Origin of the sequence: Thermodesulfovibrio sp. 1176 (genome assembly GCF_029946585.1) — a bacterium.
In the GTDB taxonomy this organism is placed as follows: domain Bacteria; phylum Nitrospirota; class Thermodesulfovibrionia; order Thermodesulfovibrionales; family Thermodesulfovibrionaceae; genus Thermodesulfovibrio.
On the sequence record NZ_JARZRZ010000005.1, the window covers coordinates 54,587 to 81,351 of the forward strand.

The window sequence follows — 26,765 nt, forward strand, 5'->3', positions numbered from 1 at the left end:
ATGAACAAAACAAAGGAGGCGAAGAGTGTTCCTTCAAAAAATAATTGGTAAATTCTCAAATGATTTAGCTATTGATCTTGGTACAGCTAATACGTTGGTTTATGTTAAAGACAAAGGTATTGTTTGTGATGAACCTTCTGTAGTAGTTATGAGAAGAGACAACAGAAAAGTTATTGCTGTTGGTACAGAAGCAAAGGAGATGATGGGTAAAACTCCAGCAAATATCATTACAATAAAACCTCTCAAAGATGGTGTAATAGCAGACTTCGATGCTACAGGAGAAATGCTTAAATATTTTATAAATAAAGCTCACAATAGAAAATGTTTTATTTCTCCAAGAATTATCATTGGTGTACCTTCAGGTATAACTCAGGTTGAACAAAGAGCTGTTAAAGATGCTGCTATTGCATCAGGAGCTCGGGAAGTATATCTAATAGAAGAACCTATGGCAGCAGCAATTGGTGTTGGATTACCTGTTGGAGAGCCCTCTGGTAATATGATTGTTGACATTGGTGGAGGTACAACAGATGTTGCGGTAATATCATTAGACGGAATTGTCTGTTCAAAGGCTGTAAAAGTTGGTGGAGATAAAATGGATGAGGCAATAATCTCCTACATAAAAAGAAAATATAGCCTAATGATTGGAGAAAGGACTGCCGAACTTATAAAAATAAACATTGGCAGTGCCTATCCTCTAAATTCAAATAAAACAATGGAAATAAAAGGAAGAGATTTAATAAGTGGAATTCCAAAGGCTATAACAATCACAGAAGATGAAATCAGAGAAGCACTTCATGAGCCAATTTATCTCATTATAGAAACAATTAAAGTAACATTGGAAAATACTCCTCCAGAGCTTGCATCAGACATTGCTGACAAGGGGATAGTTTTAGCAGGAGGAGGGGCTTTATTAAGAGGACTTGATATTCTTATAAGAGAACATACTGGTGTTACTGTTGTAATTCCCGATGACCCTTTAAAGGCGGTTGTAAGAGGCTGTGGTGCAATGCTTGACAAGCTTGATTTATTAAGAAGAGTCTCTATTAATGTCAATTGATGATAAAAAAATTAACTATTTTCCTGTTAATTTTTATTCTTTTTGCTTCATTTTTTCTAATTAGTTATCAGGCAAAGGGAAAATTAACATTTTCGAAAATTCATTTTTCTCAAATTTTAGCTCCTTTAACTTATTTAAAAGATTTATTAAAGGATTTTTTTTATTTAAAAGAAGAAAATACACAATTAAAAAGGCAACTTTATGAAATTTCTCTAATACAGAAATCATATCAAGAGTTAATTAATGAAAATAAAAGACTTAAATCTTTTCTGGACTTAAAAGAAACTCGTAAAGATATAGTCACCATTGCAAATGTTATATCTAAAGGATCCAATAAATTTATGAAAACTCTCTGGATTGACAAAGGAAGTAATCAGGGAGTTCAGAAAGACTTTCCAGTGATTACATTTAATGGTTTAGTAGGCAAAGTGATATCAGTTAGTTCTAATTTTTCTGAAGTATTACTTCTTACTGATCCAAATTTTTCAGTAGCTGTAAGGATAGAAAGAACTCGCACAGAAGGAATACTTAGCGGAACAGGCAATGGATGCCTTTTAAAGTATATTCCCCTTGAAGAAGAAATTCTTGTAGGAGATAGAATTATAACTTCTGGATTAGATGGTATTTTCCCAGAAGGCATATTAGTAGGTGCTGTAAAATCAACAACAAAAAAGGAAGGATTTTTTCAAAAAATAGATGTCATACCAATACAAAGAGAGCATAATATTGAAGAGGTTGCTGTAATAAAAAAGAGCATATGAAAAACTTTTTCAAATGGACAATACTCATATTAATAACTTTTTTCTTCCAAGAATTGATAACTATTTCTACAATAAGATTAAACTTTTCTATTTTATTAATTTATAAATTTGTCATTGAACACTTTTTTCCGAAAGAAGAACTACGAAATATTACACCATCTGAAGTATTGCCTATGTTATTTTTTGTTTTAATTGGTTTCTTCGATGATTTAACACAGGGGATAATCGGTCCTGCAATAATATCTAAAACTACTGCTGGAATATCTCTTGTTATTTTAACTAAACAGCTTTTCTTTCACTGGACAGAACAATTTAAGGGTTTGATAGTTTTTCTTTTAACATTATTAGATGAAGTAATCTATAGCATTATAATTATTTATTTTTTTAACTTACAGTTTGACAATCTTCTATTAATTAAAACAATTTTAATAAGAGCTTTATTTAATATTCCAATAGGTTTAATAATAAGCTGGAGAAAGCCGTGAACAATTTTAAAAACAAATTTTATATGGGTTTAATATTTTTCATATTTTTTATTATCGTCATTAGACTTTTTCATTTACAGATAATTAAAGGCGAAGTATACAACAAACTTTCTGAACAAAACAGAGTAAGAATCATAAAAATTCCAGCACCAAGAGGAATTATTTACGACAGAAATGGAATACCTTTAGTTGAAAACATTCCTTCCTTTAGTGTTTCATTGTCGCCAGAATATACACAGAATATAGATATAAAAATTCTTAGTGAAATTTTAAATATCCCTGAAGAAGAGATTGCAAACAAAATTAAAAAAAAACCTGAAAGCATCTATATCCCTATAAGAATAAAAGAAAATTTAACATTTAAAGAGGTTGCAATGCTTGAAGCACGAAAATCTGAAATTCCTGGATTAATCATAGAAATTGAAATAAAACGTCATTATGTTTATAAAGAGGCAACAGCCCATCTGATTGGTTATCTTGGGAAAATTACTGAGGAACATATAAAAAACAATCCATCCTTTAGAGAGCTTCCTTCCTATTTTAAAGTTGGACAGGCTGGATTAGAGTATATATATGATGATAAATTAAGAGGAATCCCAGGAGAAAAAGTTGTTGAAGTGGACGCTCTTGGTAGAGAACTTCGTTTGATAAAAGAAATACCTCCTCGAAAAGGTGAAGATTTGTATTTAACCATAGATGCCTTTTTGCAAGAGTCTGCCTATGAAACACTCAAAAATTATGATGGCACCTTTATAGCAATTAAACCTGACAGCGGTGAAATTTTAGCATTGGTAAGCACTCCTTCCTTTGATTCAAATCTTTTTGTAGAAGGAATTGATCCTAAATACTGGACTGCATTAATAAATAATCCAAAAAAACCTTTATTAAACAAAGCTATTCAGGGATTATATCCACCTGGCTCTACATTTAAGGTTATTACAGCCCTTGCAGGACTTGAAGAGGGATTGATAACTCCTGAACAGATTCTTACTACTTGCCATGGAGGATTAAGTTTTGGAAAATGGACTTTTGGATGCTGGAGAAAAGATGGACACGGGGCTGTCAACCTCAGAAGAGCTCTTGCAGAATCCTGTGATGTATACTTCTATGAGTTAGGAAGAATTCTTGGAATTAATCGAATATCTAAATATGCTAAAACTCTTGGATTAGGAAGTCCAACGGGATTCAGTTCTGACGAAAAAAACGGATTAGTGCCAGATGAAGAATGGAAAAAAAAAGTTTTAAAAACAAATTGGTTTCTTGGAGATACCTTTAATACTTCAATTGGACAAGGCTTTTTAAAAGTAACACCGCTTCAAATGGCTTTGGTAATGGCAACAATTGTAAATGGTGGTATAAAATATAAACCTACTATAATAAGAAATATGCAACCTGAATTTGAAAAACTAAATTTAAATCAAAACAATTTAGACATCATAAAAGACGCACTAATAGCTGTTGTAAACGAACCTTCAGGAACAGCTGCCCAGGCTCGTTCAAACTTGATTAAATTTGGGGGAAAAACTGGAACTGTTCAAGTTGTAAGTAAAAAGGTGAAGGAAAAATTTTCTTATAAACATTTTGAACATCACGCATGGTTTATTGGCTTTGCATCTTTAGATACACCTGAAATTGCCTTCTCTGTCATTATAGAACATGGTGGAAGCGGTGGAGCAGTTGCAGCTCCTGTAGCAAAAAATATACTTGAAGGATACATTTTAAAAAAGAGACAGTTAAATGTTGAAAATTGACAGAAGACTTATTGAAAATTTTGATTGGATAACTTTTATCACTGTAATTGTCATTTGTTTTATAGGAATTCTAACTATTTATTCTGCCACAAGACCACCATTAGATGAGGGTGAACGTCCTCCCTTTTATATAAAACAAATAATCTGGCTCACGATTGCTATCATATTTCTTTTTATTTTTGTAAGCTTTGATTATACCAAATTGAAAAATTTCTGGGTTATTTTTTACCTTTTTGGGCTCTTTCTTTTAATCATTGTTCTTTTTTCAGGCAAAACAGCCATGGGAGCAAAAAGATGGATAAATCTTGGCTTTTTTTCCTTTCAACCATCAGAAATTTTTAAAATAATATTTGTCATCAGTTTATCTGCCTATTTATCCGATAAAAAATCACCTCTTACCATTTTTGAGAGTATCAAAATTTTAATTATTTTTGCTTTTTTACCATTTATTTTGATTTTAAAGCAACCTGATTTAGGAACTGCTCTTATTATTGTTTTTATAACCTTTATAATACTAATTTACAAAGGTATACCTACCCGACTATTAATTTTCTTTGTCTGCCTTGCTCTAATCTCTGTTTTTTTTCTATGGGAAATTTTATGGGAGGGATTAAAAGAATATCAAAGAAATCGATTAATTGCTTTCATTGATCCTACTGTAGATCCCAAAGGAATTGGTTATAACATCGTCCAGTCAATGATTACAGTTGGCTCTGGGCAATTTTTTGGCAAAGGTTTTTTAAGTGGAACCCAAGGACCTCTAAAATTTTTACCTGAAAGACACACTGATTTTATATTCCCTATATTTGCTGAAGAATGGGGATTTTTTGGTTGTCTTGTATTGCTGTCTTTATATTTAATATTTTTTATAAGAAATTTTAAAGTCGCAACTATAGCCAAAGACTCTTTTGGCAATTTACTATCAATCGGATTTACTACAATCTTTATCTTTTATTTTTTCATCAATATTGGAATGACTTTAGGAATTATGCCAGTAGTCGGAATTCCCCTTCCCTTTATGAGTTATGGAGGTACAACCCTGTTGGCAAATTTTATAGGCATTGCATTAATAATAAATGTTAGAATGAGAAGGTTTGAATTATTTTATCCATAAGGAGGCTATGATGAGAATAATTGAAGGAAAACTTCAAGCAAAAGGATTAAAATTTGGAATTGTTGTAAGCCGATTTAATGAATTCATTACATCAAAACTTCTTGAAGGTGCCCTTGATGCATTAATAAGACATGGAGCTAATGAAGAAGACATAGAAATTGTTCGAGTTCCTGGTTCTTTTGAAATTCCATTGATAGCTAAAAAATTAGCTCTATCAGGTAAATACAATGCAATTATATGTCTTGGCACTTTAGTAAGAGGAGCTACACCACATTTTGACTACATTGCAGCTGAAGTTTCAAAAGGAATTGCTCTTGTTAGTCTTGAAACAGGAATTCCTGTTTCCTTCGGAGTTATAACAACAGAAAATATAGAACAAGCCATTGAAAGAGCAGGCTCAAAATCTGGTAATAAAGGGTGGGATGCTGCTATGGCAGCTATTGAAATGGCAAGAGTTATTGAGCAAATATAAGAAAATGATTTAAAAATACGATTAACATGAAAAGAAGGAAAGCAAGAGAATATATTCTTAAATTTTTATATGCCTGGGAAATTAACGATTACTGTAAAAAAAACTCCTTTTATAATATAATTCACGATGAATTAGAAAAGTTTTGGGATAGTTGCGGAGAAGAAGACAGAGATATAAAATCTTTTACTAATGAGATTATTGAAGGAACTTTAGAAAATTTAGAAAACATCGACATTTTAATAAAAAAATATGCTAAAAAATGGGATGTTGAGAGAATTCTAACAATTGATAAAAATATTTTAAGATTTGCAATTTATGAAATACTTTACAGACCTGATATACCTTTTCAGGTTTCTATAAATGAAGCATTAGAAATAGCTAAAAAATATTCAACAAAAGAAAGTGTAGCTTTTATAAATGGAATTTTAGATAAAATAGCTAAAGAAGAAACAAAACTACGCACAGCTGAAACTAATGGTTTGGAAAATTAATTAAAAATTAAATATTTGAATTTATTATTACATCTGTACATAAAAATTTTTTACAAACATTTTTTTCAAATTCTTATAACGCAGACTTAACTAAAGGAATCGGCACTTTCCATTTATTCTTCTCTATCCTGCTTACTGTTACATATATTGCTACATCCGTTGTCTTTATTAATTGAAAATATCCCATGTATTTGCTCTTATTAGCTATATTCTGCTATTTTATTGACCTCTTCAGAGAGCTAAAGCCTTCAATTTCGCAAAATTCTCGGAAGTATTAAATGTTAATGAATTAATTGAACATATTGAGGATATTCTTAAAAGACTACTTGGTGAAGACATTCTGCTTGTAAAAAAACTATCACCCGACATTGGAGCTATAGAGGCTGATTCTTCACAAATCATTCAAGTTATTTTGAATATCGCCGCAAATGCCAAAGATGCTATGCCTCTTGGAGGTCAATTCATTATCGAAACTTCTAATGTGGAAATTAATGATGAACATCTGAATAAATATCACGGTTTGAAAAAAGGACATTATGTCACAATTTCTTTTACTGATACGGGAGTTGGAATACCTTCAAATTTTATAGATAAAATATTTGAACCGTTCTTTACTACTAAAGAATACTCAACAGGATTAGGATTGTCAACCGTATACAGTATAGTTAAAAAACATAAAGGAAGTATTACAGTGCATACTGAAAAAGACAGGGGAACAACTTTTAAAGTTTATCTTCCAAGAGTTGATAAAAAGATAGAAAAAGTATTCATTGAAAAAGAAGATAAAATCTATACAGGTAATAAAACAGTTCTTGTTATAGATGATGACGAAAATGTAAGAAAAATTGAACTTTTATCAAATAAAATAAGAGAAGTCCTTGATAAATAAATTTTTCATGCTCAGATTAACAGAAATAGATGTTTAGTTTTGTCCAAATTCTCGATATAATTCTTACATAAAATTGCAAAATCCACTGATTGATTTTATTACACAGAAAGTTTAAAATTTAATTGATGAAATTTCTTAATGTAAAAAAATCTATTGAAGAATTAAAATCTGATGAATTTATAATTGGTTCTGAACTAACTGGTTCCCATGCCTGTTACATGATTTACGGAATATTAGGACATAAAGAAAAAAATAGACTTATAAAACCAGGCAAAGGTCATGAAGAGATAGTTTTAATTTTAAAAGGGACCGTCAAGGTTACAGGAGAATTCAATGGAATTCTATCTGAAGGAGATGCCTTTCATATTGTAGAAGAAGAAAGCTGTCTTTTCGAAAATATATCAGATTCAGAAGTAATTTATATTATTGCCGGTGGACACTCTGAAAAAGGACACAAACATTAATCAAAACAATTAAATGAAAACTGTTTTACTTACAGGAGCAACAGGTTTTGTAGGAAGAAGACTACTTTATAGTCTTATAAATGAAAATGTAAATATCAAGCTATTAGTTCGCAATAAAAATAAACTTGAGAATCATATCTTAGAAAGATGCCAAGTTTATGAAGGTGATACCTTTAATATTTCGGTCTTACAGGAAGCTCTTAAAGATGTCGATGTTGCTGTATATTTAATTCATATGATGGGAAAAGATGAAAATTATCTTGAGAAGGAGAAGCAAAGTGCTGAAAATTTTAGAGTCTGCTGTGAAAGAAATAAAGTTAAACAAATAATCTACCTAGGTGGATTAGGTGAATTCAAGGATGCAAGCACACATTTAAAAAGTAGATTTCTTACGGGTAAAATTCTAAGTGAAAAGCCCGAAAATGTAAGTGTTGCTTGGTTTAGAGCTGGCGTTATTATTGGTTCCGGTTCTGCAAGCTTTGAAATAATAAGAAATCTTGTAGAAAAAATTCCTATAATGATAACTCCTAAATGGGTTAATACTGAAACATCCCCGATCTATATAGATGATGTAATTGAATATCTTAAAGACGCAATCATGTATGAAATGCCAATACATTCAATGATAGACATAGGAATGTCTCCGATGACCTTTAAAGAAATGTTAATTCAAACTGCTCAAGTTATGGGATTAAAGAGAATTATCATTGGAGTACCTGTTCTTTCACCAAGACTTTCTTCATATTGGCTTATTCTTTTTACACCTGTGAATTACGAATTGGCAAGAGAATTAGTTTTAGGATTAAAGACAAAAACAGTAAAAATGAATGATAATGCTGAAAAATATTTTCCTCAAATAAAAATAACACCCTTTAAAGAGGCTATCAAAAAAGCTTTGGAAGAAATTGAAAAAAATCAAGTATTAAGCAGATGGTGTGATAGTTCAAAAGGATTAGTATGTGATGTACCTAAAGTCCCCGATATTTCAAAAGCTATTTTCCGAGACATTTACATCAAAGAGATTGATAGTTCCTATGCTTCAAAAATATTTGATGTATATAAAAATCTTGGAGGACAAAAAGGATGGTATGCACTGAATTTTTTATGGGGGATAAGAGGACTTATTGACAAAATCTTAGGTGGCTACGGTAAAAACAGAGGTAGAAGACAGACAAAAGAAATAAGAGTGGGCGATGTTATAGACTTTTGGAAAGTAATAGATATTAAAGAGGGAAAAATACTTCTCCTTGAAGCCCAAATGAAGCTCCCAGGCAAAGCATGGCTTGAATTTTCAATTGATGGTGAACTTTTTACTCAAACTGCTTACTTTTATCCAAAAGGGCTTTTTGGAAGGATTTACTGGTATTGCCTTCTTCCCTTCCACAAATTAATTTTTAAAATGATGATGAATAAAATAGTTGAAGAAGCTAAACGATTAAAAAGTTAGGATTATTTTTCGGGAATTAAGAATAAACTGAATTTATTTATAAAAAAATGCCTGGCAGCGACCTACTTTCCCATGACCTTGCGGTCATAGTATCATCGGCCCTGGAGGGCTTAACTTCCGTGTTCGGAATGGGAACGGGTGTTTCCCCTCCGGTATAGCCACCAGACATTTTTATAATAACACACTACGGTTAATTAATGTCAAGTATTGTTTACAGGGTAGTGTAAAAATTTTTATGTGTAAAATTAATATATTGAAAAAGCAAAAGAGGTAAAAAAGACCTTATAGAGTAAGCGAATAATCACAAAAATTGGGTAAAACTTTACTAAATTCTTAAATTTATGTTAACTTTTAAAGTTAATCTTATCTTAAGAAAGGTGGTGAAAAAAATGGGGATTTCTACTGAAAGAAAAAGAGAAATAATTGAAAGCTTTAAAACACATCCTACCGATACAGGTTCTCCAGAAGTTCAAATTGCTCTTATTACAGAGAGAATTTCCTATTTAACCGAACATTTCAAAGTCCATAAGAAAGACCATCATTCAAGAAGGGGTTTATTAAAGTTAGTTGCTCAAAGAAGAAAGCTTTTAAACTATTTAAAGAAAATGGACAAAGACAGATATAACAAAATTCTGGAAAGACTTAATCTCAGAAAATAAACTATAAGAGGTAGGATGTGGAAGTAGAAATTGAATTAAAGGGAAAAAATCTTATATTAGAAACAGGATTCATAGCAAGACAATCAGATGGTTCAGTATTAGTAAAATATGGTGATACTTATGTTTTATGTACAATAGTTTCAGAAAAAAATCCAAAGGAAAATTTAGATTTTGTTCCGTTAACTGTAGACTATCAGGAAAAAGCTTATTCGGCAGGTAAAATTCCTGGGGGCTTCTTTAAGAGAGAGGGAAAACCAACAGATAGAGAAGTTCTTGTTTCCCGTCTAATTGACCGACCAATAAGACCTCTTTTCCCTAAAGGTTTTAACTATGAAACTCAAGCAATAGCTTCTGTGCTTTCTTATGGGGATGAAAATATTGCAGATATTTTAAGCATCATAGGAGTATCTGCTGCTTTAACTATTTCTGATATTCCCTTTGAAGGACCTGTTGGTGCAGTTAGAGTTGGAAGAATTGATGGAAATTTTGTATTAAATCCTGATAATGAAGAAGTTGAAAAAAGCGATCTTAACTTTGTTGTAGCAGGAACAGAAAAAGCTGTAACAATGGTTGAAGGCGGAGGGAATGAAATATCTGAAGAAACCCTCACAGAAGCTCTTAAGTTTGCCCATGAATACATCAAAAAAATAGTTAAACTTCAATTAGAACTAAAGCATATTGCAGGGAAGCAAAAAAGAGTTTTAACTTCAATTGAAGATAATAACCAATTAAAAGACTTAATATTAAAGATTGTAGCAGACAGATTAGAATCAGCCTTATTTGTAAAGGGTAAAAAGGAACGTCAAAGGGCTCTTGATGAACTGTTAAATGAGGCAATTTTAACTATCAACAAAGAAGAAATAAGAAAAGAAATAACTGGAGACCCAACAAAAGATTTAACTTCAGAAATAATAAAATATTTTGATGAAATTCTGAAAAATACCATTCGTAGAAATATCATTGAAAAAGGATTAAGAGTAGATGGAAGGAAACCCGAAGATATAAGAGAAATTTATTGTAAAGTTGGTATACTTCCAAGAGTGCATGGTTCAGCTGTTTTTACCAGAGGTGAAACTCAGGCACTTGTTGCAACAACGCTTGGCACATCAGAAGATGAACAAAAGATAGATTCTCTTGAAGGAGAAGCCTTTAAAACTTTCATGCTCCATTATAATTTTTTACCCTTCAGTGTTGGTGAGGTTAAACCCCTTAGGGGTCCTGGCAGAAGAGAAATAGGACATGGCTATTTGGCTGAAAGAGCTTTAAACTATGTTATTCCATCTAAGGAAGAATTCCCCTATACAATAAGAGTTGTATCAGACATACTTGAGTCAAATGGTTCATCATCAATGGCTACAGTTTGTGGGGCTACTTTATCTCTAATGGATGCAGGAGTCCCGATAAAGTCACCTGTTGCAGGAGTTGCCATGGGATTAATTCAAGAAAAAGACAAAACTGTGATTCTTACTGATATTCTTGGTATGGAAGACCATTATGGCGATATGGATTTTAAAGTTGCTGGTACTTCAAAGGGTATAACAGCCTTTCAAATGGATGTAAAAATATCAGGAATTAGTAATGATTTATTTCAGCTCGCTCTTGAGCAGGCAAGGTTAGCAAGGCTAAAAATTCTTGAAAAGATGCTTGAGACAATATCTGAACCAAGAAAAGAGCTTTCACCTTTTGCGCCAAGAATTTATAAATTATCAGTAAAACCTGAAAAAATAAGGGACATTATTGGTGTTGGAGGCAAGGTTATCAAAGGAATCATAGAAGAAACAGGAGTTAAAATAGATATTCAAGACAAAGAAGGTATTGTAAAAATAGCATCTACCAACGAAGCTTCTGCAAAAAGAGCAATTGAGATAATTAAGGGAATTACGCAAGAAGCAGAAGTTGGAAAAATTTATATGGGAAAAGTAACGAAAATTGTTGATTTTGGTGCTTTTGTTGAAATTTTTCCAGGAGTAGAAGGACTTCTTCATATTTCTCAGATAGCAGACAAAAGAATTCAAAAAGTATCCGATGTTTTGAAAATCGGAGAACAAGTCCCTGTTAAAGTCCTTGAAATTGACGAACTTGGTAGACCTCGTTTAAGCAGAAAAGAAGCTATTAAAGAGATTGAAGGAAAAAATTATATAAAATAGTCAATGCCCAAAAAAATCTATCTTTCTTCTGGAATTCCTGTAATACTACAAAAAATGGACAATTTCCAGTCTTTTGTCTTAGGAATTTGGATCAAACATGGTTCTCGACATGACCCTGCAGAAAAAAATGGTTTATCCCACTTTATTGAACACTTATTTTTTCAGGGGACAAAAAGAAGAGATGCTAAAACAATATCTCTTGAGATAGATTCCTTAGGGGGAGATATAAACGCCTTTACAACAAGAGAATTTACATCTATATATGTAAAGGGATTAAAAAAGCAAATATCAAGATACTTAGATTTACTTTGTGATTTATATTCGAACCCTCTTTTCCCTGAACAAGAGATAGAAAAAGAACGTTCAATTATTCTCGACGAAATCAGAATGGTTAATGACACTCCTGAAGAATTTGCCCATGATATTTTTATGGAAAATGCCTTTCAAAATAGTCTTGGGCTTCCTATTTTAGGAAAAGAGAATACTGTAACTAATATTACAAGAGAAGATATAATTAATTGTTTTAAAAATTATTATGGTATAGGAAATAGTCTAATATGCTGTGCAGGAAATTTTGATGAAAAGGAACTAACGAATTTTCTTGAAAAAAATATAAAAAAAAGAAGCTCAAAACCTGTTTTTCTTAATAATCCTGCAAAGTTTTCACCAGGCATCAAAGTTTATGAAAAAGATCTTCACGAAGTTCATCTTTGTTTAGGATTCGAAACTGTTCCTTTTAGACATGAAGATAGACTACCTCTTACATTGCTAAATTGTATTGTTGGAGGAAGTGTAAGTTCCAGACTTTTTCAAGAGATTAGAGAAAAAAGAGGGCTGGCTTACAACATTTATTCCTTTGTTTCCTTTTATTCTGATACCGGTGTATTTGGAATATACACAGCAAGTGAGCATAAGAAAATAAACAAAGTCATAAAAATTATAATGGATATATTAAAAAAGCTTCCAGGGAGTCTAAAAGAAGAAGAAATAGCAAGAGCAAAGACACAGATAATATCACAAATTATATATTCCTCCGAATCTCCATCTTCTGTAATGCAAACTCTTGCATATAATGAAATATACTTGGGTGGCGTTTATAAAGTAAAAGAGCAAATATCCCAGATTAAGAAAATTAATTTTGAAGATATCAGAAAAGTAGCAAATTATTTAAAAAAGGATAACTTTAATCTTACTGTATTCGGTCCTATTAAAAAGGAACAGCTCAATATCTAAAATGCTTTCCTTTACCGCGCCATTTTGGCATCATATTATGGTCTTCTCTTAGTTGATATATCTTTCCATTTTGTATGTTATGAATTGATCTTGCGATAATAAAAAGTTCACCTTTTTTTGAAAAAAACTTTGAGCCATGAACAACCACTTCATCTCCGAGCTTAAAATCTATTCTTTCCTGTATGATATACCATCCTGGTGCTGTAATAACATTATAAATTTTTTCATTCTTCATAATTCCAATAACCACAGGGCCTTTTCCTTTTTCGATAACTTCAACAATTTTTCCCTTTATAGAAATTTCCGTATTCGGGTCATAGGATTCATGCCATTCTTGGGCAGATGCAACTGCACCTATGGTTATTAAAAAAATCATTATCAATATACTCCATTTCATTTCGTTAATCCTTAAAAAGGGGGCTACTGCCCCCTTAATTTTTACCATCCGCAGATTCTTCTAATTTGTAAACCTCTTCCTTTAGTATAGGGAAGTCCCATTTCATATGCCTTTTTGTGCATATCAACTCTCAGAGATGCTCTTTCCTGTTCTTTTTGTTTTATAGCATTCCAGTCAGGATTTGGCTGTGCCCATAATGTTAGAAGTTCACCTCTTAACTGTAAATCTTTTTGATAGAGAGGTTGAACTTCTTTACAGTACTGCTGTGCTTTAGCTGGATCAACTCCCATTGGATATTGGGGCCCCATTCCTTTCTGTGCAAAAGATACACCTGCAAATACTGCAATTACTAATGCCACCGCAATTATACTCAGTAACTTCTTCATGGTTCAAACCTCCTTTTTGTTAACTCTTTTGCAAAGCAAAAGGTTACATTAATTTAATCAATTTTACCATCCTCTGTGATACTTTTGCATCATCATTCCACGACCATAGGGTAGTCCATATTCCTGAGCTTTCTTCTGTATTTCCGTTCTTAGCTGAACCATTTCCTGATGTTTCTTTGTTATAGCATTCCAGTCTGGATTTGGTTGTCCATAAAGCTGTGCAAGTTCTGCTCTAAGCTGAAGTTGTTTTTGTCTTAACGGTAAAGTATCAGTGTAAAACTTCTGTGCTTTTTGAGGGTCTACTGTGCTACTGTAATAGGGACATGCATAGCCTCCGTATCCGGGGCCTCCACCTCTCCATGCGTAAGCTGCACCACCAATTATTCCTAAAACAAACAGAGCCGCAATGGTAATAATAAATGTCTTTTTCATTTTCTCTCACCTCCTTTTTGTTTTCTTTCCATTTGATATTTATATATATCAATTATCATGCCAAAACTAAAAATGCTTTATTTTTATTATGTTGAGGATTAAAAGACTAATAAAGGAAGGCTCTGATTTTGAAAAAATTGCATTGTTATTTGCAAAATTTGCAGAGTTCGTTGGTTATGTATGCAAAATCTTCAATTTTGAATTCTTCTGCTCTTTTCATCGGGTCTATGCCGATTTTTAATAAAAATTCCTTTGGTTGATTAATAATCGATTTTAAGGAATTAGATATCATTTTTCTGCGCTGACCAAAGGATGCTTTAACAATTTTAAAAAAAAGCCTTTCATCTTCTAATTCTACCAGAGGAGCATTTCTTCTATCCATTTTTATTACTGCTGACTCAACTTTAGGAGGAGGACTAAAAAATTTTGGAGGGATATAAAATTTTATTTCAGGAATTGTATAATATTGGGCAATAATGCTAAGAGTAGAATATGCCTTTGAGCCAGGTTTTGCAACAAGTCTCTGTGCCACTTCTTTTTGTATTGTCAAAGTCATTGAAATAAGATTTCTTGCTTCGATTAGTCTAAAAATTATTGGTTTCGTTATATAATAAGGAATGTTTGCCACCACCTTAAATGTTCCAATTTCTTCAAAGGGAAATTTAAGGGCATCCTGATTAACTAATTTCAAATTTTCTCTCTGGACAAATCTCTCCTCTAAAATTTTAAAAAGAAAAGGATCAAGCTCTATGGCAATTACTTCTTTTGTAGTTTTAATTAATAGCTCCGTTAAATCTCCCATTCCTGCACCAATCTCAACTACCTTATCTTGAGGACCAATTTCTGCAGAATTTACAATTCTTTGAAGAATCTCTTTATTTCTTAAAAAATGTTGTCCTAATTTTTTACCCATTTATTAGTTTTAACTTTTCTATTCTGATTTTTAAATTTTTGTTTTTGTAATAAACTATAATTTGCGAAGGCATTATTAAAGTAGTGTTATCATGGGTTTGAAACTCTTTAAAATCTTCATAGACAATAAAAATTTTCTGATTCTCAAAGGTAAAAGTCTGACTTACAGGCATAAACCCATTTTTTGTTAAGACAATTTCTCTATCACTTTCTCTTTCTCTTAAAATAAAGTTTTTTTCATTTTCAATTACTTCAAAATCGCCATTCCACCACATAAAACCCCTTTTTATACCTGTTAAGATTTGTATTATTTTGTCTTTTTCCATAGGCAAGTTCGATGAAAATTCACCTTCCTTTTCATATACCTCGCCGACAGGAAAGCCCATATAATAAACACGAAGAAGGGTTTCATTTTTATAGATTTTAAGGGCAGCATCTCCACTGAGAAGACTTCCCTTGCTTTCGTAATCAATAGTTAATGAACTTTCGAGGCTCTGATAGTTTTGCATCTTCCTTATAAACTCTTGAATATTCTCTGCATAAAACTCCTTTAATACCTGAGGTTTCTTTTCAGCACAGCCTGAAATTGTAATTATAATTAGACTAACTAATAATACTTTCAAGAAGTTCATTTATTGACCTTACTCCCTTTATGCTTAATCCATAATTTTCTTTAAGCCTTTCAAAATTGCTTTTAGGAATAATTGCACTTTTCATGCCTATTCGGGATGCTTCCTTTAATCTTAACTCAGTTTGAGATATTGCGCGTACCTCTCCGCTTAATCCAACTTCACCAAAGATAACAGTTCCTTCAGGAAGGGGAATATCTCTAAAAGATGAAACTATCGATGAGATTATTGCTAAATCAGATGAAGGTTCGGTTATTTTCAGTCCTCCCACTACATTCACAAAAATATCAGCACCTGCAAGGTTTACCCTTCCACGCTTTTCAAGAACAGCAACAAGCAGATTAACTCTTTGATAATCAACTCCGATAAAGTTTCTTCTTGGTATACCAAAATTTGAAGGTGCAACAAGTGCTTGTATTTCTGTTAAAATTGCTCTTGTTCCTTCAATTGTTGCTGTTATTGCCGAACCACTTGATGATTCATGTTCAGAAAGAAAAATTAAAGAAGGGTTTTCAACCTCTATAAGACCCTCTGAGGTCATCTCAAATACTCCTATTTCATTGGTTGGACCAAATCTGTTTTTTACACTTCTAAGGATTCTATAAGCATAACCTCGATCACCTTCAAAATAAAGAACCGTATCCACCAGATGTTCAAGCACTCGGGGACCTGCTATTGCTCCTTCTTTTGTGACATGACCAATTAAAAAGACAGGAACACCAGTACTTTTTGCAAAACCCATAAACTTTGTTGCAGACTCTCTGATCTGACTAACAGAGCCAGGCGCTGAAAGAGATTCTTCTGTATAGACAGTCTGAATTGAGTCAATAATTAACACAGCTGGCTTTTCCTCCTTAGCACAATCAATAATTTTTTCAACAAGTGTTTCACTTAGAAGTAAAATTCTGTCTGAGTTTATTCCAAGTCTTTCTGCTCTTAATTTTATTTGAGTGAGAGATTCTTCTCCAGAAACATAAAGGAGATTGCCGAACTGTTTCGCAAGATTATTAGAGGCTTGTAGTAAAATTGTTGATTTTCCAATACCAGGGTCTCCTCCAATCAAGATAAGTGAACCTTTTACAATGCCTCCACCAAGGACTCTGTCAAATTCGTTAATTCCTGTCAGCAGTCTTGGAGAAGTTGTAAGTTCAACTAAATTTATTGGGATAGGATTAATTGACTCGGCTAAAGTTTTGATTTCACTCTTTTTATCCTCAATTATCTCCTCAGTAAAGCTATTCCATGCACCACAGTCTGGACAGCGACCAATCCATTTAGGTGAAATATATCCACAACTTTGGCACTGGAAAATTTTTTTTAATTTTGCCTTCATGGATTAATGATAATTTATTTTGAATAATTTTTACAAAAAATTGATATAATCAAATTAGAGCATGAAGCTCTAAAAAAACCTCATGAAGAGGTTTAAATCCCTATGAAGGGGAGGGGTATTATGATTAGAAAGGTCTCTGGTAAGGCAATGCCTACATGCAAATGCAAGAGTTCTTGTTAGCCCTTAAAGAGAGGGGGTAATCCTCCCTCTCTTTTCAATTACGCTCCTTTCCTTGTTAAATCTACAACCAGTATGTCATAATAATTCATGTTAAGAAATTGTATTGTATTTTTTCTTTTTTTATTTATACCATTTTTATTTATACCATCTTTGACCTTTGCAATAGAGGAAAATCCTTATTTTAATTTTATAGCGGGATATTATAGTAGTATAAACGGCAATTTGAATTCTGCCATTTATTATTATGAAAAAGCATTAAAAGAAGACCCGACATCTAATTTTTTAAAAATAATTCTTGCAGATGCCTATTTAAAAACAAATAATTTAGAACAAGCAAAAAAATATATTGAAACCGTTTTAAAGGACTTACCAGATAATTTGGAAGCCTTAAAAGTACTCGCTTCAATTTATGTTAAAGAAAGACAGATTAATGATGCCATATCAGTATACGAAAAAATTCTTGAGAAATCATCAAATAAAATAGAAATTCTTGCAAAAATTGGGAATCTTTATCTCTCCTTAGGCATGGTAGATAAAGCAATTATTACATTTAGAAAAATTTTAGATGAAGACAACGAAAATATAATGGCACTTCACTTTCTTGGTATGATTTATATCGAAAGTAAAGAATTTAATTTAGCCAAGGAGATGTTTAAAAAAATATTACAGATAAATCCAGATTATGAACCCGCATACACTAATCTCGGAGCTATTTCGGAATTGGAAGGGAATCTCAAAGAAGCAGAAAGCTATTTTAAAAAGGTATTAAATCTTAATCCAGAGAATCTCTTTGCAAGAGAAAGGCTTATTAACCTCTACCTTACAAAAAAATCTTATAAAGAAGCTATTGAAGAGCTTGAACATTTAAAAGAACGAAAATCAGAGTCAGAACAGATTCATGAACAACTTGCTCTTCTTTATCTTCAAACAAAACAGTATGATAAAGCCACTGAAGAAATTTCTTATTTACTTTCAAAGCGTCCTAATGATTTAAATTTGATGTATTATCTATCCCTGATTTACATTGACACCAAAAAATACCAAGAGGCAGAAAATCTGTTAAAAAAAATTATTTCTATTAACCCAAAACAGGTCAATGCTTTTTTAAACTTAGCAATGATTTATATAAAACAGAAAAAACTTGTAGAAGCATTAAACATATATGATGAAATACTGCAATTCTCTGATGATTTGCCAGATATATATATTTATGCTATTGAGGTAGCATTAGATTTAAAAGATTATCAGAAAGCAAAAAAATACACTGAAAAAGCTTTAGAAAAATTTCCTGATAATTTAGATATAAATTTTTGGGCAGGAATTGTTTTTGATAAACTCGGACAGTTTTCTGAAACAGAGAAATTTATGAAAAAAGTTATATCCATCAAATCTGATCATGCAGAAGCCCTTAATTACCTTGGATACAGCTATGCCGACAGAGGGATTAATCTTCAGGAAGCTTTATCATTGATTGAAAAAGCAGTTAATTTAAAACCTAATAATGGTTATTATCTTGATAGTCTTGGCTGGGTTTATTTCAAACTTGGAGATAAACAAAAAGCCCTAAATTATCTAATAGAAGCTATAAAATATGTTAATGATGATCCTGTTATTTTTGAACATCTTGGGGATGTATATAAAGAACTTGGACAGTATAAAAATGCTTTAGAGGCATGGCAGAAATCTCTCTTTTATCATGAAAAAGAAGAAGGACTTAAGGAAAGAGTAGAAAAGAAAATAAAAGAGATTACTCCCTATATTAAAAATTAACTAATGCTTACTATTTTAGCACCTGCAAAGATAAACTGGGCATTATCTGTTATAAGAAAAAGAAGTGATGGATATCACGATATATTATCCCTTATTCAAGCAATAGACTTATATGATTATTTAACTTTTGAAGAATCTGACAATATTGAAATTCAAACAAACTCGCCCATAAGAATGGAAAATAATCTTGTTTATAAGGCTATTGTAGCCTTAAAGAATTTTACTGGAATAAAAAAAGGAATAAGGGTGACTTTAAAAAAGGAGATTCCAATAGGTGGTGGATTAGGGGGAGGAAGTTCAGATGCGGCGTCTACCCTAAAAGCATTAAATGAATTTTGGCAATTAAAACTTTCTTTAGAAAATCTAATCCAAATCGGAGCATCTATCGGAAGCGATATACCTTTCTTTTTAAATCTTCCTATTTGCATCATAGAAGGACGCGGAGAGATAGTAAAATCACTAAAAATTGACAAAACATATACTCTCCTATTAGTCAAACCATCTTTTGGTATATCAACAAAATGGGCATATGAATCTTTAAATTTAAAAACTCAATTGACAGAAAATTATGAAAAGATAAATAATAATATTTGGCAATTATATCAAAACCTTAAAAAAGGAGATATTGAAAATCTTTATCTTTGGAATGATTTAGAGGTTGTAGTTTCTAAGCAATATCCTGAAATAGAAATGATAAAAAAAATGTTGATTAAAACTGGTGCAAAGGTAAGTTTAATGAGTGGAAGCGGTGCTACAGTATTTGGACTGTTTACAGATGAAAAAAAGGCATTGGAAGCATCAGAGTTTTTTAAGGGATATTGGGTTAAAGTTGTAAAAACTCTGGCTTCATAATGGGGAGTCGCCAAGCGGCAAGGCAGCGGATTTTGGATCCGCCATTCGCAGGTTCGAATCCTGCCTCCCCAGTAAAAATAAACCCTCAGTGGGAGGGTTATTTTTATTTTTAGGAGTTTGAAATGCCAAATGGTATTATTTTATTGACAGGAAATGCTAATCCTGAACTGGCTAAAAAAGTTAGTGATTATTTAAAAATTCCAATTACTGAGACAGCTGTAACAAACTTTAGTGATGGTGAAATAATGGTGCAAATTAAAGAAAACATAAGAGGGGCTGATGCTTTTGTAATTCAGCCAACATGCACCCCTGTAAATGATAATTTAATGGAACTACTTCTAATTATTGATGCTCTTAAAAGAGCTTCGGCACGAAGAATAACAGCTGTAATTCCCTACTATGGATATGCAAGACAGGACAGAAAAGTTCAACCAAGAGTTCCAATTTCTGCAAAACTTGTCGCTAATTTAATTACAGTAGCAGGTGCAAACAGGGTTCTTTCAATTGATTTACATGCAGGACAAATTCAGGGATTTTTTGATATTCCTGTAGATCATCTTCTTGCAATTCCTGTAATTCTTGATTATTTAAAAAAGAACGGACTCCTCGGTAACATTATCGTAGTATCTCCCGATGCTGGAGGAACCGAGCGGGCAAGATTTTTTGCAAAAAAGATAAATGCTCCCCTTGCAATAGTTGATAAAAGAAGGGATGCTCCTAATGTATCGAAGGTTATGCATGTAATAGGTGATGTAAAAGATAAAGATGCCTTATTGATAGATGATATGATTGATACTGCTGGAACAATTACCCAGGCAGCATTAGCTCTTAAAGAAAAAGGTGCAAAAAGAGTCTTTGCAGCAGCCACTCACGGAGTGCTTTCTGGTCCTGCAATAGAAAGATTAAATAATTCAGTACTGGAAAAAATTATAATTACTGATACCATACCAATTGGAGATAAAAAAGAAAAGTGCCCTAAAATTGAGGTGTTAACAGTTGCCCATCTATTAGGTGAGGCAATTAAAAGAATCCATGAAGAAACATCAATAAGCTCATTATTTGTATAAGGAGGAGAAAAAAATGGAGAAGTTCATATTAACAGTAGAAAAAAGAGAAAGAAAAGGAAAAGGAGCTGCAAGACAGTTAAGAAGAGAGGGACTTATTCCATGTGTTATTTATAAAAATGGGGAATCTACACCTATACAGATTGCAGCAAAAGAAATGCTACCATTCATGAATATTGCTACAAAGGAAAAACTATTTGTCACTTTAAAATTTAAAGAAGGAGAAAAACAAGCAATCCTTCAGGATTATCAAGTTGATCCAATAACAGGAAAACTTTTACATGTTGATTTTATGGAAGTAAGTGCTACTGAAAAAATCAGAGTTACTGTACCTGTGGTCCTAATAGGTGAACCAATAGGCGTTAAAAAAGACAAAGGAGTACTTCAACACGGAATTTCTGAAATAGAAATAGAAGCTATTCCAGAAAAAATACCTGGACACATAGAAGTGGATGTTTCAGATTTAGAAGTTGGAGACTCAATCCATGTAAGCGATATTAAATTTGAGGAAGGTATAAAAGTAATATCTGATCCCGATGAAGTTATTGCCACAGTAACTGTTGAAGCTGAAGAAATTGAATTAACTCCTAAAGTAGAAGAACCTATTGAACCAGAAGTTATAAAGAAGGGTAAAAAGGCAAAAGAAGAGCAAGAAGAGTAATAATTTGAATGATATTAATTGTGGGATTAGGGAATCCTGGGAAAAAGTATTGCAGAACAAGGCATAATGTGGGATTTATGGTTATCGATGAACTTGCAGATAAATACAATTTAATTTTTACTAAAAAAGAGCATTACTGTATTGCAAAAGGTCAAATACAAAATCAGGATATTACAGTAGTTAAACCCTTGACTTATATGAATTTAAGTGGAATGGCTGTGAAGCAATTAGTAAATCAAAAAATTTTAAATAATTTACCTAATTCTCTAATAGTCATCCATGACGACCTTGATTTACCTGTTGGGAAAATGAAGATAAAAAAAAATGGTTCCTCAGGAGGACACAAGGGAGTTCAGTCTATCATTGATTTTTTAGGCACAAAAAATTTTATCAGAATAAAAATAGGAATTGGTAAAGACCCTTTGCAAGAAGTATCAGATTACGTTTTAAGTCCCTTTTCAAAAGAACAAAAAGCTATAATAAAAGAAAAAATTTCACAGGCGGTAGATTCAATTGTTACAATAATAAGCGAAGGAGTTGATAAAGCAATGAATCTATATAATAGAGAGGAAATTTAATGTTCCCCATTACTTTTCTATTTTTCTTTATTTTTCTATTTTCTCCTGATACTTCCTATGCCTGGGGTCCTTTAACCCATGCTTACCTTTCCCAGCAGATTTTTTCTGTTACCCATATGATTCCATTAACTGTATTACCAATAATAAATACTTATAGAGATTATTTCATTTATGGCAATATTCTTCCAGATACAGTTTTTGGGAAAAAATATTTACCAGAAGATAAAAATCCCCATTCATGGAATAGGGCATTTTTCTTAATAAATGAAGCAAAAACACCTGAAGAACAAAGTTTTGCCTATGGTTTTCTGACTCATTTAGCAGCAGATGCTGTCCTTCATAAAGATATAAAAAAATTAAATCCTTTCCAGCATATGATTTTTGAACTTAAAGCTGACAGAATGATTGACCGCTATTACTGGCTTCAAATAATGTCAATAAATAAAAAAGTAAAAAGGATAAGCGATAAATTTTTTGAAAAATCTTTTATTAATCCTGCTTTATCTCTTAAAACATCTAAAAAAATATATAATTCCCTTATTTTTCTGTCTGCCTTTAACTTTGGTGAACTAAAAAATCCGGAATTATTCGAATCCTTTCACCTTAAATCATTATCTGCAATGATAGAAGTTTTAAAAGAGGGAGAGCACTCCAGCATAATCTCTATTCCTCCGAATTATTGAGTTCTATTCAATTAAAAACTTAAAAATTTTTTCTTTATTGTCATAAATCAATGAGTTGAAAAAAATCTTAAAAAATGATAAAAATAAATTAAAAAATGAATAGAATACTTTTATTGCTCAACAATAAGGAAAACGAAAAACTCTTAAAAGAAGAGCTAAGTGGTAATTACGAAATTTTAATTGGTAACTCTTCAAAGGATATTGAACAATTTTTTGATATGGCAATCATTGATGGTATAAATTTAGAAAAAATGCAAAAAGACATAATATTAAGAAGATATGAGGAAAAACCATTATTTTTACCCTTTCTTATGATTACAAGCAACAAAGATATAGGACTTGCCACAAAGCACCTATGGAAAGTAATTGATGAAGTCATTACTATCCCAATAATTAAGGTTGAGCTTCAGGCAAGAATTGCTGTTCTTTTAAGGGCAAGATATTATTCACTTCAAATGAAAAACAGACTTGAAGAAATCAAAATCTTTGCCCATGCTCTTGGACACGAATTGCAGTCTCCCATAAGAGCTATAAAACATTTTTCAGAATTTATTCAAAGTGACTGTAGTGAGGCAATTAAAGATAAATGTAAGAATTATTGTCAACATATAATTAAACTTTCTGAAAGAGTTCATGAGATTAATGAATCACTTTATAATTTTCTTACGATAGGCAAAGCAGGTATTAATATAGATAAAATTCAATTAAGTAAAATAATTGAAGGGCTTAAAAAAGACTTAGGTCAAGAAATAGAAGAAAAAAATGCCTCTGTTGAATTAGAAAAGGAATTTGAATTTTATGCTGATAAGAATTTAATAGAGGTTATTCTGAGAAATCTTATTCTAAATGCAATTTTATATTCCAAAAAAGATATACCACCAAAAATAAAAATTTCCGTTGAAAAAAAGAATAAGGAAATAATAATTGAGGTAAAAGACAACGGAATAGGAATTCCTGAGAAAGAGCTTGATAATATATTCCAGATGTTTTATAGACTTCATAGTGTTAAAAACCATAGGGGTTCAGGCTTGGGTCTCTGTATTGTAAAAAAATGCGTTGAACTGATGAATGGACGAGTATGGGTTGAATCAAAAATTGGAGAGGGTAGCAGATTTTTTATTAATCTTCCATTCAAACCAACAATATACAGATGATAGAAAAAAATCCAATAAAAATTTTATTTGTTGAGGACATTCCCGAAGATGTAATAGTTGCTGAAGAAGTAATAAGAAGGGAGAATATAGAATTTATTAGTGAAAATGTTTCAACTCTTTATGAATTAGAAAGTAAACTGATGGAATTTGCTCCTGATATAGTTGTTTGTGATTACAATCTTCCAGGTTTCACAGCAATAGATGTTCTGTCAATATTTAAAAAATATTATCCCAATATACCTTTTATTGTATTTACAGGGTCTATAAGTGAAGAAGTAGCTGTTGATTGTCTTAAAAAAGGTGCCGATGATTATATCCTGAAAAAATATATCAAAAAGCTTCCTTTTGCAATCAAAGATGCCATAAGAAAAAAAGAATTAGAGGCTCTTGCAAAAAGGGAAAGGCATTTATTAGAGACTATTGTAAACTATAGTCCTGTAGGAATTGTTCTTATTGATAAAGATGAAAAAATAATATTTGTAAATGATGCCTACGCAAAAATATTTAATATATCAAAGGATGAGGTCAAAGGAAAATTTTGTAAGGAATTTATTTCAAAAATTTATAATTTGGAAGGAAAAGAAATAACTTATGATGAATGCCCAATAAAAATAGTTTTTAAAGAGAAAAAATCTTATAAGTTTGAAGAATACCAAATTATAAGAAAGGACGGAGAAAAAATTGATATAACAATCAGCATCGTTCCTATTTTAGATGAAAAGGGAGATATTTCCTCTGTAGTGGCTATTTTCAATGATATTACCGAATATAAAAAAATTTTCACTCAATTAATTCAATCACAAAAGCTTGAAGCAATAGGAAGGCTTGTGGGTGGTATAGCCCATGATTTTAATAATATGCTTAATGCAATAATAGGTTTTTCAGATCTGATTCTAAAAACAGTTGATAAAGATAATAAAATTTATAGATACTCAGAAAACATATATAAGGCTGGAAACAATGCAAAAAAACTTATTGGACAACTCATGTCTTTTTCTAAAAAAAGCATTCAAAAACTTGAAGTCTTCAATATTAATGATCTAATCATAGAAATCAAAGAGATGATTGAAAAAATAATAGGAGAAGATATTGAAATTATATACTCTCTTGCAGAAGATCTTCATAGTATAAAGGCAGACAAAACTCAGATTACACAGGTAATAATGAATCTTGTAACAAATGCAAGAGAATCAATGCCACAGGGAGGTAAAATATATATATCAACTGCAAACATTGACTTGTCAGAAAAATACTACCAATTGCCAGCTGGTAGTTATGTGGTTTTAAATATTACAGACACAGGCACAGGAATGAGTAAAGAAGTGATGGAGCATATCTTTGAACCATTTTTCACTACCAAAGAAAAAGGAACAGGTTTGGGACTTGCCACTGTTTACGGAATTATTAAACAAAGCAATGGTCATATATCAGTTTATAGTGAAGTAGGCAGGGGAACAACTTTTAAGATATATCTACCCTTTGCAGAGAAAATTTTTAAAGAAGAAAAATTTAATGAACAGACAGAACCCTTAGGTGGAAATGAAACAGTTCTTGTCTTAGAAGACAGTGAAGAAGTACAAAAATTCATTTGTGCTTCCCTTGAAATGAAAGGATACAAAGTTACAACTTTTACAAATCCTTTGGATGCCTTATCTTTTGTAAGAGAGAAAAATACAAAATTTGACCTTTTAATTTCAGATATTGTTATGCCCAATATGAGTGGCGTTGCCTTTTATGAAAAATTAAAAGAGTTAAATCCATCTATTAAGGTTCTTTTTATTTCAGGATATCCTGATATTCCTCAAATTGAAAGACAAATTCTAAACAAAAAAATATTTCTAAGTAAACCTTTTACAGTTTTAGAGTTGTTAAATAAAGTAAGAGAAGTTCTTGATAAATTATAGAGAAACTCTGTTTTTACCTGATTGTTTGGCTTTGTACATTGCAATGTCTGCCCTGTCTACCAATTCCTGAACATCCTTTATACTTTCATTAACTGTTGCTACACCACAGCTAATAGTTATAGAAATCTTATTGTCTTCATAAATTTTAATTTCTTCATTGGCTACTTCCTGCCTGATTCTTTCTGCTATAGATATTGCTCTTTCAGAATTTGCTCCATGAAGCAATACAACAAATTCCTCTCCGCCAAATCTAAAAACCATATCATTTTTTCTAACAGCTTTTTGCAGTCTTTTGGCAATTTCTTGCAGTACCATATCGCCTGAGAGATGCCCATATCTGTCATTTATTTTTTTGAAATCATCTATATCAATGAAAAGAAGGCTAAATTTTCTGCCATATCTTTTAAAGTAGTCAAATTCTTTCTGTGCCATTTCATAGAAAAATTTTTTATTGTAAATATCTGTAAGCGGGTCTATAACAGTTTCCCGAGAAAGCACCAAAGTATAAAAACGCATTCGCAATAAAATATTCATCCTCACTCTAAGCTCAAGTTTTTCAATTGGAATCCGAATTAAATCATCAACCACTTCGTAAAGGAATTTTTCTGCAATACTTAAGTCTTCCTTAGTTGTAAGTAAAATAACAGGCAAAAAAAGAGGAAAGTTTTTATTTTTAAATTCTGTAATTTCTGTTTGTCTCTTTTTTAACTCAACACCATCAATAATTATTAAATCAAAATTAAGGGTTTGAATATCACTTTCATTTTTTACAATAATGTATTTTTTTTGAAGTTCTTGCTTAAGCAAGGCATAATTTTTTTTATTAGAAACTAAAATTAATATTCTGTCCATAACTTTTT

General features: G+C 31.6%; 28 protein-coding genes, 1 tRNA gene and 1 rRNA gene. 22 read left to right on the plus strand and 8 right to left on the minus strand.

Annotated features, from left to right (window positions below; translation table 11 throughout):
• The first annotated feature begins 25 nt into the window (after positions 1-25).
• The 10 genes from QI155_RS09065 (at position 26) to QI155_RS09110 (ending at position 8,931) form a co-directional block, all read left to right on the plus strand.
• The gene (locus QI155_RS09065; protein WP_143600705.1) at positions 26-1,057 is read left to right on the plus strand and encodes a rod shape-determining protein; all 1,032 of its coding nucleotides are present in this window, start codon (positions 26-28) and stop codon (positions 1,055-1,057) included.
• Positions 1,057-1,818, plus strand: coding sequence for a rod shape-determining protein MreC (mreC, locus tag QI155_RS09070; protein ID WP_068860266.1), 762 nt, complete (start codon positions 1,057-1,059; stop codon positions 1,816-1,818). Before QI155_RS09065 ends, mreC begins: the two co-directional genes overlap by 1 nt.
• Positions 1,815-2,303 carry a hypothetical protein gene (locus QI155_RS09075; RefSeq protein WP_068860268.1) on the plus strand — a complete coding sequence of 163 codons (489 nt, stop codon included), beginning with the start codon at positions 1,815-1,817 and terminating at the stop codon, positions 2,301-2,303. Before mreC ends, QI155_RS09075 begins: the two co-directional genes overlap by 4 nt.
• Positions 2,300-4,054 carry a penicillin-binding protein 2 gene (gene mrdA / locus QI155_RS09080; protein ID WP_281321466.1) on the plus strand — a complete coding sequence of 585 codons (1,755 nt, stop codon included), beginning with the start codon at positions 2,300-2,302 and terminating at the stop codon, positions 4,052-4,054. The genes QI155_RS09075 and mrdA overlap by 4 nt, the downstream gene beginning before the upstream one ends.
• Positions 4,041-5,168 carry a rod shape-determining protein RodA gene (rodA, locus tag QI155_RS09085; protein ID WP_281321467.1) on the plus strand — a complete coding sequence of 376 codons (1,128 nt, stop codon included), beginning with the start codon at positions 4,041-4,043 and terminating at the stop codon, positions 5,166-5,168. The genes mrdA and rodA overlap by 14 nt, the downstream gene beginning before the upstream one ends.
• A 7-nt stretch (positions 5,169-5,175) precedes the next feature.
• Positions 5,176-5,640, plus strand: a complete 465-nt coding sequence (ribE, locus tag QI155_RS09090) for a 6,7-dimethyl-8-ribityllumazine synthase (RefSeq protein WP_173894042.1) — start codon at positions 5,176-5,178, stop codon at positions 5,638-5,640.
• Positions 5,641-5,666: 26 nt separating this feature from the next.
• Entirely contained in the window at positions 5,667-6,131 is a 465-nt protein-coding gene (nusB, locus tag QI155_RS09095) for a transcription antitermination factor NusB (RefSeq protein WP_068860274.1), read from the plus strand.
• Positions 6,132-6,528: 397 nt separating this feature from the next.
• Positions 6,529-7,020 (plus strand): ATP-binding protein, encoded by a 492-nt coding sequence (locus QI155_RS09100; RefSeq protein ID WP_281321524.1) that lies wholly within the window; start codon positions 6,529-6,531, stop codon positions 7,018-7,020.
• A 125-nt stretch (positions 7,021-7,145) separates the two neighbouring features.
• A complete protein-coding gene (locus tag QI155_RS09105) occupies positions 7,146-7,484 on the plus strand; it encodes a hypothetical protein (protein ID WP_068861170.1) in 339 nt (112 codons plus the stop codon).
• A 13-nt stretch (positions 7,485-7,497) separates the two neighbouring features.
• A complete protein-coding gene (locus tag QI155_RS09110; protein ID WP_068861171.1) occupies positions 7,498-8,931 on the plus strand; it encodes an SDR family oxidoreductase in 1,434 nt (477 codons plus the stop codon).
• Positions 8,932-8,980: 49 nt separating this feature from the next.
• On the opposite strand, the gene rrf is transcribed toward QI155_RS09110, so the two are convergent.
• A 5S ribosomal RNA gene (gene rrf / locus QI155_RS09115) occupies positions 8,981-9,097 on the minus strand.
• A 223-nt stretch (positions 9,098-9,320) separates the two neighbouring features.
• On the opposite strand from rrf, the gene rpsO reads away from it, so the two are divergent.
• The 3 genes from rpsO to QI155_RS09130 are packed head-to-tail and all read left to right on the plus strand — an operon-like array spanning position 9,321 to position 12,970.
• Positions 9,321-9,590 (plus strand): 30S ribosomal protein S15, encoded by a 270-nt coding sequence (rpsO, locus tag QI155_RS09120; protein ID WP_068861172.1) that lies wholly within the window; start codon positions 9,321-9,323, stop codon positions 9,588-9,590.
• A 17-nt stretch (positions 9,591-9,607) separates the two neighbouring features.
• Positions 9,608-11,737, plus strand: a complete 2,130-nt coding sequence (gene pnp / locus QI155_RS09125) for a polyribonucleotide nucleotidyltransferase (protein WP_068861173.1) — start codon at positions 9,608-9,610, stop codon at positions 11,735-11,737.
• Positions 11,738-11,740: 3 nt separating this feature from the next.
• Positions 11,741-12,970, plus strand: a complete 1,230-nt coding sequence (locus tag QI155_RS09130) for a pitrilysin family protein (protein WP_281321468.1) — start codon at positions 11,741-11,743, stop codon at positions 12,968-12,970.
• Here QI155_RS09130 and QI155_RS09135 read toward each other — a convergent pair.
• The 6 genes from QI155_RS09135 to radA form a co-directional block, all read right to left on the minus strand.
• Positions 12,960-13,415, minus strand: a complete 456-nt coding sequence (locus tag QI155_RS09135; protein ID WP_068861175.1) for a hypothetical protein — start codon at positions 13,413-13,415, stop codon at positions 12,960-12,962. The genes QI155_RS09130 and QI155_RS09135 overlap by 11 nt on opposite strands.
• Positions 13,409-13,753, minus strand: coding sequence for a hypothetical protein (locus QI155_RS09140; RefSeq protein WP_068861176.1), 345 nt, complete (start codon positions 13,751-13,753; stop codon positions 13,409-13,411). The genes QI155_RS09135 and QI155_RS09140 overlap by 7 nt, the downstream gene beginning before the upstream one ends.
• Positions 13,754-13,816: 63 nt before the next feature.
• Entirely contained in the window at positions 13,817-14,185 is a 369-nt protein-coding gene (locus QI155_RS09145; protein WP_068861177.1) for a periplasmic heavy metal sensor, read from the minus strand.
• Positions 14,186-14,330: 145 nt separating this feature from the next.
• Entirely contained in the window at positions 14,331-15,098 is a 768-nt protein-coding gene (gene rsmA, locus QI155_RS09150; protein ID WP_281321469.1) for a 16S rRNA (adenine(1518)-N(6)/adenine(1519)-N(6))-dimethyltransferase RsmA, read from the minus strand.
• Positions 15,091-15,729, minus strand: coding sequence for a hypothetical protein (locus QI155_RS09155; RefSeq protein WP_068861179.1), 639 nt, complete (start codon positions 15,727-15,729; stop codon positions 15,091-15,093). The genes rsmA and QI155_RS09155 overlap by 8 nt, the downstream gene beginning before the upstream one ends.
• Complete coding sequence (gene radA, locus QI155_RS09160; RefSeq protein ID WP_281321470.1) at positions 15,701-17,059, minus strand: DNA repair protein RadA; 1,359 nt, start codon at positions 17,057-17,059, stop codon at positions 15,701-15,703. Before radA ends, QI155_RS09155 begins: the two co-directional genes overlap by 29 nt.
• A 267-nt stretch (positions 17,060-17,326) precedes the next feature.
• Between radA and QI155_RS09165 the strand changes: the two genes are divergently transcribed.
• The 9 genes from QI155_RS09165 to QI155_RS09205 all read left to right on the plus strand — a co-directional run bounded on the left by QI155_RS09165 (position 17,327) and on the right by QI155_RS09205 (position 25,905).
• Positions 17,327-19,009 (plus strand): tetratricopeptide repeat protein, encoded by a 1,683-nt coding sequence (locus tag QI155_RS09165; RefSeq protein WP_068861181.1) that lies wholly within the window; start codon positions 17,327-17,329, stop codon positions 19,007-19,009.
• 3 nt (positions 19,010-19,012) lie between these two features.
• Positions 19,013-19,861 carry a 4-(cytidine 5'-diphospho)-2-C-methyl-D-erythritol kinase gene (gene ispE, locus QI155_RS09170; RefSeq protein WP_281321471.1) on the plus strand — a complete coding sequence of 283 codons (849 nt, stop codon included), beginning with the start codon at positions 19,013-19,015 and terminating at the stop codon, positions 19,859-19,861.
• Positions 19,862-19,933, plus strand: a tRNA-Gln gene (locus QI155_RS09175).
• 50 nt (positions 19,934-19,983) lie between these two features.
• On the plus strand, positions 19,984-20,928 hold the full coding sequence (locus QI155_RS09180; RefSeq protein WP_068861183.1) for a ribose-phosphate pyrophosphokinase: 945 nt from the start codon (positions 19,984-19,986) through the stop codon (positions 20,926-20,928).
• A gap of 13 nt (positions 20,929-20,941) precedes the next feature.
• Positions 20,942-21,586 carry a 50S ribosomal protein L25 gene (locus QI155_RS09185; RefSeq protein WP_281321472.1) on the plus strand — a complete coding sequence of 215 codons (645 nt, stop codon included), beginning with the start codon at positions 20,942-20,944 and terminating at the stop codon, positions 21,584-21,586.
• 8 nt (positions 21,587-21,594) lie between these two features.
• Positions 21,595-22,164, plus strand: coding sequence for an aminoacyl-tRNA hydrolase (gene pth, locus QI155_RS09190; RefSeq protein ID WP_281321473.1), 570 nt, complete (start codon positions 21,595-21,597; stop codon positions 22,162-22,164).
• Positions 22,164-22,847, plus strand: coding sequence for a zinc dependent phospholipase C family protein (locus QI155_RS09195; RefSeq protein WP_068861185.1), 684 nt, complete (start codon positions 22,164-22,166; stop codon positions 22,845-22,847). The genes pth and QI155_RS09195 overlap by 1 nt, the downstream gene beginning before the upstream one ends.
• Positions 22,848-22,942: 95 nt before the next feature.
• Positions 22,943-24,001 carry an ATP-binding protein gene (locus QI155_RS09200; protein ID WP_068861186.1) on the plus strand — a complete coding sequence of 353 codons (1,059 nt, stop codon included), beginning with the start codon at positions 22,943-22,945 and terminating at the stop codon, positions 23,999-24,001.
• Positions 23,998-25,905 carry a response regulator gene (locus QI155_RS09205; RefSeq protein ID WP_068861187.1) on the plus strand — a complete coding sequence of 636 codons (1,908 nt, stop codon included), beginning with the start codon at positions 23,998-24,000 and terminating at the stop codon, positions 25,903-25,905. The genes QI155_RS09200 and QI155_RS09205 overlap by 4 nt, the downstream gene beginning before the upstream one ends.
• Here the strand turns inward: QI155_RS09205 and QI155_RS09210 are convergent.
• Complete coding sequence (locus tag QI155_RS09210) at positions 25,900-26,757, minus strand: GGDEF domain-containing protein (protein ID WP_281321474.1); 858 nt, start codon at positions 26,755-26,757, stop codon at positions 25,900-25,902. The genes QI155_RS09205 and QI155_RS09210 overlap by 6 nt on opposite strands.
• Between the last annotated feature and the right edge of the window lie 8 nt (positions 26,758-26,765).